Origin of the sequence: Enterobacter sp. Y17, assembly GCF_019730495.1 — a bacterium.
Lineage (GTDB): Bacteria > Pseudomonadota > Gammaproteobacteria > Enterobacterales > Enterobacteriaceae > Enterobacter > Enterobacter asburiae_B.
This window is the reverse complement of sequence record NZ_JAASKP010000001.1, coordinates 1777287-1789802: the sequence shown is the minus strand read 5'-3', so window position 1 is coordinate 1789802 and position 12516 is coordinate 1777287. Positions and strand designations below refer to the sequence as shown.

Genomic DNA, 12516 nt, shown 5'->3' with positions numbered 1-12516 from the left:
TGATTAACGCCTGAGGTTATCGTTTGCCCACGAAACAGCCTGAGTTCGGTTTTTAACAGCTATCTTCTTGAAAAGATTATAAAGGTGCGTCTTTACCGTATTTTCGCTGATAAATAACGAACGGGCGATTTCAATATTTGAAGCACCAATGCGTAACTTGTTCAGGATCTCTTTCTCACGGTGCGTGAGCAGCGCGGACTCTGAACTGTTATAGCGATAATTTCCGGAGTGCGTGATGAGATAGCTGGCAAGCTTTTGCGAAAAATAACACTCTCCGCGTAATATACCTTGCAGCCCCTCTACCACCCGGTCTTCTTCTTCCGTGACGTAGAACACGCCATTGATATGCGGCCAGCTTTCAATATCTCTGAAAGGATATTCATCAGGCGTATTCAACAATAGCACGCGGATATTATTGTTTTTCCTGCTTAAAATATCTTGCCAGTAATGGATAAGCTTTTTATCAGCTTCCATCATATCGAAAAGAATGATGCTGCCAGGTGCAATATCATCAAAAGAACGTTGAATATTATGCAATTTCCCGTTCAGTGATAAAGATTGCTTTAAATGTTGTAATAACGCTGTCGCTTGCAAAGAAGGTTTTGTGATCAACAGTAATGTATGACCATGTAAACTATGGACTTCATTATACATGATGAAACCCCACTTTTTTTTGGCACCTGGCAGCTGTCCTCCTGTTTATTAGAGGACACCAGAAGTACTGACAGATGTTGCACTGCTGTGTGTAGAATCAGACCATAACCTCCACAGGGAGGTAAATATAAAACCAATTTCGTACATCTAATTTCAATCTAGCTTTTACGAAGTTTAAAGCAAGTGTTAAACGTGTAACAGAATGTAAAAATCAATATTAATTTGTGAAAACTGCTTGTTGTTAATGGTAATAATTGATGAAAAAGTTGTACATATAAATAGATTTGCACAGATTTTAAAAATCATACAAATATTTTTATATGATTGATTTTTGAGGTTATTTGTTATTTTTACGCAGCAGTAATTAAGTATGAGTTTCAGATTATTTCTAAGCCCATGAATGGGCTGCTGCCTGGCTTAAGAAAACAGGCGTCGTGTCACGCACTGAGAAAAATGATCTCCAGCCGTTACGTTTAAACAACGCGGGATGACGCCTGGACAGCCTTCATCCCGTTGTACAACCCGATCGCAAGACCTGCTTAATAAAAAATATAAGCTGACCTGATTAAAGTGATTTTTGATGTAAATTACGACTTTGTGGTGAGCCGATAAATAAAAATAAGCCGCGCGGGTGAGATATTTAAAATGTTTCAGCGGACATACTCTTCACCGTAACGACGCGTTAACACAATACGAGTCGTTTTAACAAGTAGCATTGTTATAGGGTTATGGCGTGATTAAATAGCCAGGTCCAGGGTGACAACATGAAAAACACATCGTTAATTATGATGTTTACATTACTGGGTGCGCCTGGATTTGTAACCGCAGCGAATTCAGATTTGGCAAATGCTGAATATAACTTTGCGGTTAACGAATTAAGTCTTTCATCACTCAATCAGGCAGCCATTATTGGTCAACGGGGCGTTTTCAATAACGCTGAGGTTAGCCAGGACGGTTCAAGACTCTTATCCATTGTATCTCAGGATGGGGCGGGTAACAGAGCGAGAGTTGATCAATCAGGGAGTTACAATTTAGCCTGGATCGATCAGAGCGGTAACGGGAATGATGCAGGTATTACGCAAGATGGATACGGTAATAGCGCGAAAATTATCCAGAAAGGGTCGGGTAATAGAGCAAATATTACGCAGTACGGTACGCAGAAAACCGCAGTTGTAGTGCAGAAACAGTCGCAAATGGCGATTAACGTTATTCAACATTAGCGCGTTCGCGACGACTTTAATCAATCCGATGGGGGTTTACCATGAAATTTATCAAAGTGGCAGCACTTGCAGCAATCGTAGTTTCTGGTAGTGCTATGGCGGGTTCTATTAATCAGGGCGGATGGGGTCATGGACATGGTCATGGTGGAAACAGTGGCCCAAATTCAACTCTGAATATTTATCAGAACGGTGGCGGTAACTCCGCGGTTGCCCTGCAGACAGACGCCAGAAATTCCGTCCTGAATATTAGCCAGACCGGCGGCTTTAACGGTGCTGACGTTGGTCAGGGCTCTGATGACAGTAAAATCAACCTGACCCAGAAAGGTTTTGGCAACAGTGCGACACTTGATCAGTGGAACAGTAAAAAATCCGTTATGAACGTTAGCCAGTCCGGCGGCTTTAACGGTGCACTCGTAGACCAGACTGCGTCCAACTCGACTGTTAACGTTACCCAGATCGGTTTTGGTAACCACGCGTCAGCTCATCAGTACTGATACTGAAATCTGTGCTACAAAAAAACAGGGCATCAGCCCTGTTTTTTTTCGGGAGTTCATCATGAATACCTTAATTCTACTCGCCGCGCTTTCCAGCCAGATAACCTTCAAAACGTCACAGCAGGAAAATATGACCACCATTGTTCCTCAGGTCACTCTGGCGCAATCGTGTGATTGTCAGGTTCAGGTTGTTTCTGTGCGAGAAGGGCAGGGGGGACAAAGTTCTTCCCGGCAGCAAAACACACTTTTTATACCCGCTAATCAGACGATTGATTTAATGCGCCTAAGTTTAAATATTAATGCGGGAGACACGGTAAAAATCGTTGTCACCGTTTCAGACGGTAAATCGCTGCATTTATCACAACAGTGGTCGCCAGCGGAACGCTCGCTCTAAACGTTCATGAAATCAATAGGTTGGGAATGTGGCGGGTCTGTGCCGTTGAGCTATGCTGATATCAGGGACCAGGTCGTTATGTTCCGTAACGTGAAACTTCGTTTGCAATAATAAATGAAGCGCGTTTACCCCTCATGGACGATTTTCATTGAGGAGTACCTATAATGAACAACTATTTTGCTCGACTCGTGGCAGGTCTGGGTCTGGTCGTTTCTGCTTTGAGTATCCCGGCTTATTCGGCCACGGTTGTTGACGGCGGTGTCATTCATTTTCGCGGTGCCATTGTCGCCGACCCCTGTGAAGTCACTCCCCAGAAGCAACAGTTTGCCATGTCATGTCCAGATAATAACCGTATGCAAACGCGTATGGTCAGCTATGAAGAGGCGCTTAACGGGAAAGTGAGCGACTCAAACGTGGCAACGCTCAATATGAAATACCTTAATCCTGAAAAAACGCTCGCGGTTGTCGAAATCCAGTATCGCTAATGCGCGCTCTCCCGCCCTGCGATGGATGAGGATTTTTTCTGATAGTTTTTTCTCCCGGTCTCCTCTGCGATACACTTAAGAAAATGGCGGGTTGCAGAGGGGCTTTATGAAACCGCAAATTGAAATTATTCATGGCGATATTACGACAGTGCACGTCGACGTTATCGTCAATGCGGCCAATCCCTCCCTGATGGGGGGAGGCGGCGTGGACGGGGCTATCCACCGGGCTGCCGGACCGCAGCTGCTGGAAGCCTGTAAAACCGTGCGGCAACAGCAGGGCGAATGTCCTCCCGGTCACGCGGTGATTACGCTGGCGGGCAATCTGCCTGCGAGAGCGGTAATTCACGCGGTAGGGCCGGTCTGGCATGGCGGGGACCAGCACGAAGCGAGTATTCTGGAAGAGGCTTACCGGAACTGTCTGCGACTGGCCGCCGACAACGGTTATAAAACGATGGCGTTTCCGGCCATCAGCACCGGCGTGTATGGTTACCCTAAGGCCGCTGCCGCAACGATCGCCGTTGAAACGGTTTACCGCTATTTGTCGCTAAAACCGCTGCCAGAGAAGGTGATTTTTGTCTGTTTCGACGACGACACCACGCATCTTTATCAGCGGCTTCTGACTCAGCGCAGACAAGAGCTGGAGAGCTGATGCAAACGCGGCGCATCTGATGCGCCGCGTGATTTATGAGGCTTTTGCCTGCGGTTTTCCTGAAAAGAGGAAGCGCAGGAGCGGGATCCGCAGATGGATTTCGTAGAGTACGATTGCCACCCCTACAACAAACACCAGCCCGGTAAAGAAGCCCAGCGTGTTGGAGGCGATGTGCGGTGTGATGTAAGCCCCGAAGAAAAGCGTCAACGGGTGATGCACCAGATAAATAAACAGTGATGCATTAACGAAGTAGGTCACGCGGCTGGACTTAAAGTTCAGCAAGCGGTGGCCCAGTGCGAATACCACGTTCACCATCCACAGCCCCAGCAGCATAGTGATCACGCTTTCCGTTTCATACATCCAGGCGTCGCCGCTGCCGTAGCGCTGATTCAGCAGATAGGCCGCGAACGCGAGGGTGGCCCCCAGCGCGCACCACGGTGATGGGGTGACAAACAGCGATTTAAGCTTCGTATGAATAAAAGCCAGCGCGCCGATTAAAAAGAACGGAATGTAGAACAGGGACTGCATCACCACAAAATTAAATAACCCGTCGCTCAAAATCGGCGGATAGACGATAAGCAGCGTCCGTCGCACGGCGGCATAGGCAATCCCCAACAGCAAGAAGAGCACAGACAGTTTGCCCATCGTAACGTTGGCGAAGAAGGTGTCGGCTTTTGTACTCAGACGGTGGCGCAGGCGGCTGAAAATCAACAGGCTCACCGTTGTGAGCACCACCAGCACCAGCAGGAACCACAGGTGAGACACCAGCTCCCAGACCAGCGTATTGTACTTTTCATACAGCGTAAGGTTCGGCCAGTTCTCCGCTTTGCCTTTGACATATTGCAACATAATGAACTGAGGCAGCGTCAGCAGTGGAATTGCGGTCAGCATGGGGATCCCCACGCGCTCTACGCGCACTTTCCACCAGCGCTTGAGCGGGTATCGCAGAAACAGCATGTAAGAGAAATAGCCGGATATGACGAAGAACACCTGCATACGGAAGGCGTGAATAAAGTCATTAAACAGCGTCAGCCACCAGGAGGGCATCTGGCTATTCACATGCCAGGTGTGGCTTGAGTAAATCAGCGAAATGTGAAAGGGGATCCCCAGTAGCATCAGCCAGGCCCTGATCGAGTCGAGGAAATATTCACGTTCTGTTGGTGTTGTGCTCATATAACGTTGTGCATTCTCAGACTTTTCGTCTTATCCCTAAGACTCATAATGGTTACATTCGAAGCCAACCCTACACCAAGACCGACACCCTGTCTCCAGGATAAGCACGCAAAGTGAATAGCGGGTTCTTTCATTTGCTTATTCCATGAGCCAGCAGCTGAACAAAGCAGTGATAATGTTGTCGGATTGCCTGAGTTTCCATTAAAATGGATCGGATCGATATAAGCACACAAAGGGGGAAGTGCTTACTTATTATGAAACATAAACCACAGATGATGAAAATGCGTTGGTTGGGTGCTGCAGTGGTGTTATCACTGTATACCTCATCGGCACTGGCCTTTAACATCGACGATGTCGCAAAACAGGCAAAATCGATGGCAGGCAAGAGCTACGAAGCGCCGAAAAGTAACTTGCCCTCCGTTTTCCGCGACATGAAGTATGCGGACTATCAGCAGATCCAGTTCAATCACGACAAAGCGTACTGGAGCAATATTAAAACCCCGTTCAAGCTTGAATTTTATCATCAGGGTATGTACTTCGACACGCCTGTTGCCATCAATGAAGTGACGGCAACCGCGGTACGTAAGATCAAGTACAGCCCGGATTACTTCAATTTTGGCAATGTGCAACACGACAAAGATACGGTGAAAGACCTGGGCTTCGCAGGCTTTAAGGTGCTTTACCCGATCAACAGCAAAGATAAAAACGACGAAATCGTCAGCATGCTTGGCGCCAGCTATTTCCGCGTTATCGGCGCGGGGCAGGTGTACGGGCTTTCTGCGCGTGGTCTGGCAATTGATACCGCGCTGCCATCAGGTGAAGAGTTCCCGCGTTTCCGTGAGTTCTGGATTGAACGTCCAAAGCCAACGGATAAGCGTCTGACCATTTATGCGCTGCTGGATTCCCCGCGTGCAACCGGTGCCTATCGCTTTGTGATTATGCCGGGTCGTGACACGGTAGTTGACGTGCAGTCCAAGGTTTACCTGCGTGATAAAGTGGGCAAACTGGGCGTTGCGCCACTGACCAGTATGTTCCTGTTTGGGCCGAACCAGCCGTCACCGGCTACCAACTTCCGTCCGGAACTGCATGACTCCAACGGTCTGTCTATTCATGCCGGCAACGGTGAGTGGATCTGGCGTCCGCTGAATAACCCGAAACATCTGGCGGTTAGCAGCTTCGCAATGGAAAACCCGCAAGGTTTTGGCCTGCTGCAGCGTGGTCGTCAGTTCTCCCGCTTTGAAGATTTGGACGATCGCTATGACCAGCGTCCAAGCGCCTGGGTCACGCCAAACGGTGACTGGGGTAAAGGCAAGGTCGAGTTGGTAGAAATTCCAACCAACGACGAAACCAACGATAACATCGTCGCTTACTGGACGCCGGATCAGCTGCCGGAAGCCGGTAAAGAGATGAACTTCAAGTACACCATTACCTTCAGCCGCGACGAAGATAAGCTGCATGCGCCGGATAACGCGTATGTGATGCAGACTCGCCGCTCAACGGGTGATGTGAAGCAGTCTAATCTTATCCGTCAGCCTGATGGTACCGTGGCGTTTGTCGTGGACTTCACAGGCCAAGATATGAAGAAACTGTCACCGGACACCGCCGTTGCCGCTCAGGCCAGCATCGGTGATAACGGTGAAATCGTTGAGAATACCGTGCGTTACAACCCGGTAACCAAAGGCTGGCGTCTGACCCTGCGCGTGAAAGTGAAAGATCCGAAACAGACCACTGAAATGCGTGCTGCGCTGGTCAGTAACGATCAGCCGCTGAGTGAAACCTGGAGCTATCAGCTACCTGCCAATGAATAATACATCTGAATATATTGATGCCATGCCGCTGACGGATATCGAAAAAGCGGCACTGCCAAAGAGCGACATCCGCGCGGTTCACACCGCGCTGGATGGTGAACATCATACGTTTTCCCGTGATGATGATACGCCGCTCGGGTCAGTCAAGGCGCGTCTGGAGCAGGCCTGGCCGGACTCGCTGGCGGAAGGGCAGTTGATTAAAGACGACGAAGGACGCGCTCAGCTTCAGGCGATGCCGAAGGCCACGCGTTCCTCTATGTTCCCCGATCCATGGCGCACCAACCCGGTGGGTCGCTTCTGGGATCGCCTGCGCGGGCGTGATGTGACGCCGCGCTATCTGTCGCGTCTGACGAAAGAAGAGCAGGCGTCCGAACAGAAATGGCGTACCGTCGGGACAATCCGTCGCTATATCCTGCTGCTTCTGACGCTTGCGCAGACGGTCGTCGCGACCTGGTACATGAAAACTATCCTGCCTTACCAGGGCTGGGCGTTTATCAACCCGACGGACATGATGGGCCAGGATCTCTGGGTCTCCTTCATGCAGCTGCTGCCGTATATCCTGCAGAGCGGCATTCTCCTGCTGTTCGCGGTCCTCTTCTGCTGGGTCTCGGCCGGTTTCTGGACCGCGCTGATGGGCTTCCTGCAATTGCTCATGGGGCGTGACAAATACAGCATTTCGGCGTCAACGGTCGGGGATGAACCCCTTAATCCCGAGCACCGTACCGCGCTGATTATGCCTATCTGTAACGAAGACGTTGACCGCGTATTTGCGGGCCTGCGTGCGACCTGGGAGTCCGTGAAGGCGACCGGCAACGCGGAGCATTTCGACGTTTACATCCTGAGCGACAGCTACAACCCGGATATCTGCGTTGCGGAACAAAAAGCGTGGATGGAGCTGATTGCAGAAGTGCAGGGCGAAGGCCAGATCTTTTACCGTCGCCGCCGCCGTCGCGTGAAGCGTAAAAGCGGCAACATCGATGACTTCTGCCGTCGCTGGGGTAACCAGTACAGCTACATGGTAGTGCTGGATGCTGACTCCGTCATGAGCGGAGACTGCCTGAGCGGTCTGGTGCGTCTGATGGAAGCCAACCCTAACGCCGGTATCATTCAGTCCTCGCCAAAAGCGTCCGGAATGGACACCCTTTATGCGCGCTGCCAGCAGTTCGCCACCCGTGTTTACGGGCCGCTGTTTACGGCCGGTCTGCACTTCTGGCAGCTGGGTGAGTCGCACTACTGGGGTCACAACGCCATTATCCGCGTGAAGCCGTTCATTGAACACTGTGCGCTGGCGCCGCTGCCGGGTGAGGGTTCGTTTGCCGGTTCTATTCTGTCGCATGACTTCGTAGAAGCGGCGTTGATGCGTCGTGCTGGCTGGGGCGTCTGGATTGCCTACGACCTGCCGGGATCCTACGAAGAGCTGCCGCCGAACCTGCTGGACGAGCTTAAGCGTGACCGCCGCTGGTGTCACGGTAACCTGATGAACTTCCGCCTGTTCCTGGTAAAAGGGATGCACCCGGTTCACCGCGCGGTGTTCCTGACGGGCGTGATGTCTTATCTCTCCGCACCGCTGTGGTTTATGTTCCTGGCGCTGTCAACTGCCTTACAGGTGGTTCATGCCCTGACGGAGCCGCAATACTTCCTGCAACCGCGGCAGCTGTTCCCGGTGTGGCCGCAGTGGCGTCCGGAGCTGGCGATTGCGCTGTTTGCCTCCACCATGGTGCTACTGTTCCTGCCTAAGCTGCTCAGCATCATCCTGATCTGGTGCAAAGGCTCGAAAGAGTACGGCGGTTTCTTCCGCGTGACCCTTTCACTGCTGATGGAAGTGCTGTTCTCGGTCCTGCTGGCGCCGGTACGTATGCTGTTCCACACCGTGTTTGTGGTCAGTGCGTTCCTGGGCTGGGAAGTGGTCTGGAACTCACCGCAGCGTGACGACGACTCCACGCCGTGGGGTGAAGCCTTTATGCGCCACGGTTCTCAGCTGCTGCTGGGTCTGGTGTGGGCTGCCGGGATGGCTTGGCTTGATCTGCGCTTCCTGTTCTGGCTGGCGCCGATTGTCTTCTCGCTGATCCTGTCGCCGTTTGTGTCCGTGATTTCCAGCCGTTCAACGGTGGGGCTGCGGACCAAACGCTGGAAGCTGTTCCTGATCCCGGAAGAGTATTCCCCGCCGCAGGTGCTGGTGGATACCGATCGTTACCTGGAACAGAACCGCAGTCGCTCGCTGGATGACGGCTTCATGCACGCCGTGTTTAACCCGTCATTCAACGCCCTGGCGACGGCAATGGCTACCGCGCGTCACCGCGCCAGCCAGGTGCTGGAGATTGCCCGCGATCGTCACGTTGAGCAGGCGCTTAACGAGACCCCGGAAAAACTCAACCGCGACCGTCGTCTGGTGCTGTTGAGCGACCCGGTGACAATGGCGCGTCTTCACTACCGCGTGTGGTCCGCTCCGGAGAAATACTCTTCGTGGGTGAACTACTATAAGGACGTGAAGCTGAATCCGCTCGCCCTGAAGGCGAAGTAAGCAGTTAAGTAAGGCGGGTAAGCGAAGCGCCACCCGCCAGATAAAATACCGGCTTAATCGCCGGTATTTTTTTAGAGGTTAAAGATGAGAATAATCATCGTCGTTATGGTGGCATGCCTGCTGAGCGGCTGCGGCAGTATCATCAGTCGCACCATTCCAGGGCAAGGTCACGGAAATCAGTATTACCCGGGCGTGAAATGGGATCTTCGTGATTCCGCGTGGCGCTACCTGACCGTGCTCGATCTACCGTTCTCGCTGATTTTCGACACGCTGTTGCTGCCGATCGATGCCAGCCACGGCCCTTACGAATAGCGTAAATTAACGCTCGTCCCACTCGTCGGCTGCGGTTTGACCTTCTTCCGTATCCAGCGGCGGCTCGAGCTGAAACTCACCCTCATCCCACTCGTGCAGGGTATTCTCTTCCAGCCATTCCTGCCGAAGTTCGATTTCGTCATAGTCGCCATCAAAGACGGCCTGCGCACCTTCACCACTTAATATCGGCAAACATTCCCCTTCTTCACCGTCATCGGCAAAGAATTCGGCCTGCCACATAATATCCCCATCCTGCAGAACGTATTTTTGGATATTAAGCTGTTGCACGTCAGCATCTTCTTCTTCAACGCCGGGGTTGTCGGCGAGGAACTCTTCACGAGCGGCATCAATAGCTTCTTCCAGCGTGGCGTACATGGTCATTGGTGTCTCCCTGTTTTCCAGAAGGTTTCAGGGAAAGAATAGCTGAATATAAGATTCTGCAAGTATGAATGCGAAAATAAGCTATCAGGCGTTCGTCTTATTCCGTCACGGGCCGCAGCGCGCGGGATAAACTGAACCATGAATAGATGGCATTGAACAACACGACGCCCGCCGTCACGATAAAGACGGCGCGAAAACCGAAGCTGGCGGAAATCCCGGCCCCGAGCAGCGGTCCGGTGACGTTACCGATGTCGCGGAATGACTGGTTATAGCTGAAAATACGCCCGGCAATCTGGTTCGTGGAGTTGTAGACCAGCAGGGTCTGTACGGCGGGCAGCAGCGCGCCGTCGGCGGCACCCAGCAAAAAACGCAGGACGCCCAGCTGCCATGGCGTTTGCACCATCGACATCGGGATAAGCAGCAGGACGGAAATCACCAGCGCGCAGATCAGAATTTTTTCCGGACCCACCCGGTCTCCCAGTTTCCCCAGCCTCGGGGCGCTCAGCAGCGCCGCCACGCCGGGTACGGAGGCAATCAGCCCGCTGATGAACGCAATATTGCTGACGTTACCCGCCAGGTCGCGAACGTACAGCGTCAGAATAGGGGCAATCGACCCGGTGGCTACCTGAATAATCAGGGTTGTCACGAACAGGCTCAGCACCAGTCTGGGATTTTTGAGCGAGGTCAGCACCTCTCTGGCGTGGAGCATCTCTTTTTTGGCGACAGGCGTGAAGTTTTCCCGGATACAGAGCAGGGTGACGATGAAGCACAGGAACAACACGCTGGCGGTGATAAAGAAGACCGGGCGCAGGCCGTAGTTATCCGCCAGTAATCCCCCGGCCAGCGGTCCCAGCAGAGCACCGCTCACGCCGCCGGTTGAGAGCGTGCCCAGCGCCCAGCCGCTTTTATGGCGGGGAATTTGCGTGGCAATCAGCGCATTCGCGTTGGGAATAAATCCCCCCAGCAGGCCCAGCAGCGCGCGCAGGATCAGAAACTGCCAGACGTTCTGCGCCACGCCCATCAGCGCCATGATAATGGCCATCCCCAGCGCCGAACGCAGCAGCATGATTTTACGTCCCTTGCGATCGGCAAGGCCGCCCCAGAAGGGCGAGGCCATCGCGGAAAAGAGAAATGTGATGCTGAATACCAGACCGGACCACATATTGAGCGCGCTGTGGCCCGTAACGCCTAGCTGTTCGACGTAGAGCGGCAGGAATGGCATAACCAGGCTAAAGGCCGCGCCGGTAAGAAAACAGCCAAGCCACGCAACCGCGAGGTTACGCTTCCAGTTTATGGGGGCATCTGAGGGTGACATAACTATCCGCATAATGAGGTGCAGAGCACCTGAAGCATAAAGTAATAAGCCTGCTAATTATGCGCCTGGGTTATGATTGCCGCAATGATGAGGAGCTTTTAAAGCTAAAACGGCATGCGGCCCTGAGGACCGCATGAGGATTAATAGCGGGACGGCGTGCCTTGTGGCCGCGTTTTAAAACGGCGGTGCAGCCACATGTACTGCTCGGGCGCCAGCATGATGCACTTCTCCACAACGCTGTTCATCCAGCGCGCGGTGGTTTCCGCATCGTCAAGCGGTGGCGCAAGCTCCGGCTCCAGCATCATCAGCTCGTAGCCTGAACCATCCGGCTTACGGCGAGGGACGAAAGGCACGATGGCGGCTTTGGACATGCGCGCCAGCATCCAGGTACCGGTCGTTGTGGCGGCCTCTTCAACGGCGAAGAAGGGAACAAATACGCTGGCCTGTGGGCCATAGTCGTGGTCGGGGGCATACCAGACCACTTCGCCGGATTTCAGCGCGCGGATCATCCCCTTCAGATCCTTACGGTCGATCATGCTTTTGTTGGAGCGCATGCGGCCGTTGGTCTGGATTAAATCGATGACCGGGTTATCGTTAGGACGATAAACGCCAATGCCAGGCGCCTGCATCCCGAACATGCGCGCCCCGATTTCCAGCGTCAGGAAATGGACGCCGATCAGCAAAACGCCCGTCTGGTTGGCCTGAAGCGTATGCACAGGATCCATGCCGGTTCCCGTCACCTCGCTCCAGCGGGCCATGCGTTTGTCCGGCCAGAACCACGCCATACCGGTTTCCATGAGCCCCATCCCGACGGATTCGAAATTCTTCGCGACCATATCGTGACGCTCTGGCTCGCTCATCTGCGGAAAACACAGCTCAAGATTGCGGTACGCGATTCTGGCGCGACGCTTCATAAACAGTTGCGCGAAGCGGCCCAGAAATTTACCCAACCGAAAAATAACAGGGTAGGGAAGCTGTACCAGAAGCCATAAAAAGCCGATGCCAAGCCAGGTCAACCAATAGCGGGGATGCAAAAGGGCGGCAGTAAATTTTGGTAACTGGGTCATGTCTTTCCTGTGTTCAAACGTCCTGTTTTGCTAGTGTCTCATT

The 12516-nt window shown here is 52.6% G+C and carries 13 protein-coding genes; 8 read left to right on the top strand and 5 right to left on the bottom strand.

Translation table 11 applies throughout. The annotated features are described in order from the left end of the window. Nucleotides 1-3: 3 nt before the first annotated feature. On the bottom strand, nt 4-654 hold the full coding sequence (gene csgD / locus HCH49_RS08385; protein WP_021240790.1) for a biofilm master transcriptional regulator CsgD: 651 nt from the start codon (nt 652-654) through the stop codon (nt 4-6). A 764-nt stretch (nt 655-1418) separates the two neighbouring features. Between csgD and csgB the strand changes: the two genes are divergently transcribed. From csgB to ymdB, 5 genes are all read left to right on the top strand, one after another. After that, on the top strand, nt 1419-1874 hold the full coding sequence (gene csgB, locus HCH49_RS08380) for a curli minor subunit CsgB (RefSeq protein WP_033145183.1): 456 nt from the start codon (nt 1419-1421) through the stop codon (nt 1872-1874). Between the two features lie 41 nt (nt 1875-1915). Next, nucleotides 1916-2368 (top strand): curli major subunit CsgA, encoded by a 453-nt coding sequence (gene csgA, locus HCH49_RS08375; protein ID WP_033145184.1) that lies wholly within the window; start codon nt 1916-1918, stop codon nt 2366-2368. A 61-nt stretch (nt 2369-2429) separates the two neighbouring features. After that, a complete protein-coding gene (gene csgC, locus HCH49_RS08370) occupies nt 2430-2762 on the top strand; it encodes a curli assembly chaperone CsgC (RefSeq protein WP_221702514.1) in 333 nt (110 codons plus the stop codon). Nucleotides 2763-2926: 164 nt separating this feature from the next. Then, nucleotides 2927-3247, top strand: a complete 321-nt coding sequence (locus tag HCH49_RS08365; protein ID WP_047648111.1) for a type 1 fimbrial protein — start codon at nt 2927-2929, stop codon at nt 3245-3247. A gap of 106 nt (nt 3248-3353) precedes the next feature. Beyond that, nucleotides 3354-3896 carry an O-acetyl-ADP-ribose deacetylase gene (gene ymdB, locus HCH49_RS08360; RefSeq protein WP_023311113.1) on the top strand — a complete coding sequence of 181 codons (543 nt, stop codon included), beginning with the start codon at nt 3354-3356 and terminating at the stop codon, nt 3894-3896. Nucleotides 3897-3929: 33 nt separating this feature from the next. Here ymdB and mdoC read toward each other — a convergent pair whose 3' ends face one another. Continuing rightward, a complete protein-coding gene (mdoC, locus tag HCH49_RS08355; RefSeq protein WP_033145187.1) occupies nt 3930-5069 on the bottom strand; it encodes a glucans biosynthesis protein MdoC in 1140 nt (379 codons plus the stop codon). 254 nt (nt 5070-5323) lie between these two features. Between mdoC and mdoG the strand changes: the two genes are divergently transcribed. From mdoG to HCH49_RS08340, 3 genes are all read left to right on the top strand, one after another. Next, nucleotides 5324-6877 carry a glucans biosynthesis protein MdoG gene (gene mdoG, locus HCH49_RS08350; protein WP_021240787.1) on the top strand — a complete coding sequence of 518 codons (1554 nt, stop codon included), beginning with the start codon at nt 5324-5326 and terminating at the stop codon, nt 6875-6877. Beyond that, the gene (gene mdoH, locus HCH49_RS08345) at nt 6870-9398 is read left to right on the top strand and encodes a glucans biosynthesis glucosyltransferase MdoH (RefSeq protein ID WP_221702513.1); all 2529 of its coding nucleotides are present in this window, start codon (nt 6870-6872) and stop codon (nt 9396-9398) included. The genes mdoG and mdoH overlap by 8 nt, the downstream gene beginning before the upstream one ends. Nucleotides 9399-9482: 84 nt before the next feature. Continuing rightward, on the top strand, nt 9483-9710 hold the full coding sequence (locus HCH49_RS08340; RefSeq protein WP_033145189.1) for a YceK/YidQ family lipoprotein: 228 nt from the start codon (nt 9483-9485) through the stop codon (nt 9708-9710). A 6-nt stretch (nt 9711-9716) separates the two neighbouring features. Here HCH49_RS08340 and HCH49_RS08335 read toward each other — a convergent pair whose 3' ends face one another. The 3 genes from HCH49_RS08335 to HCH49_RS08325 all read right to left on the bottom strand — a co-directional run bounded on the left by HCH49_RS08335 (nt 9717) and on the right by HCH49_RS08325 (nt 12473). Then, entirely contained in the window at nt 9717-10091 is a 375-nt protein-coding gene (locus HCH49_RS08335) for a MysB family protein (protein ID WP_033145190.1), read from the bottom strand. 97 nt (nt 10092-10188) lie between these two features. After that, the gene (mdtG, locus tag HCH49_RS08330; protein WP_033145191.1) at nt 10189-11406 is read right to left on the bottom strand and encodes a multidrug efflux MFS transporter MdtG; all 1218 of its coding nucleotides are present in this window, start codon (nt 11404-11406) and stop codon (nt 10189-10191) included. Between the two features lie 140 nt (nt 11407-11546). Beyond that, complete coding sequence (locus tag HCH49_RS08325) at nt 11547-12473, bottom strand: Kdo(2)-lipid IV(A) acyltransferase (protein WP_214579006.1); 927 nt, start codon at nt 12471-12473, stop codon at nt 11547-11549. Nucleotides 12474-12516 lie beyond the last annotated feature (43 nt).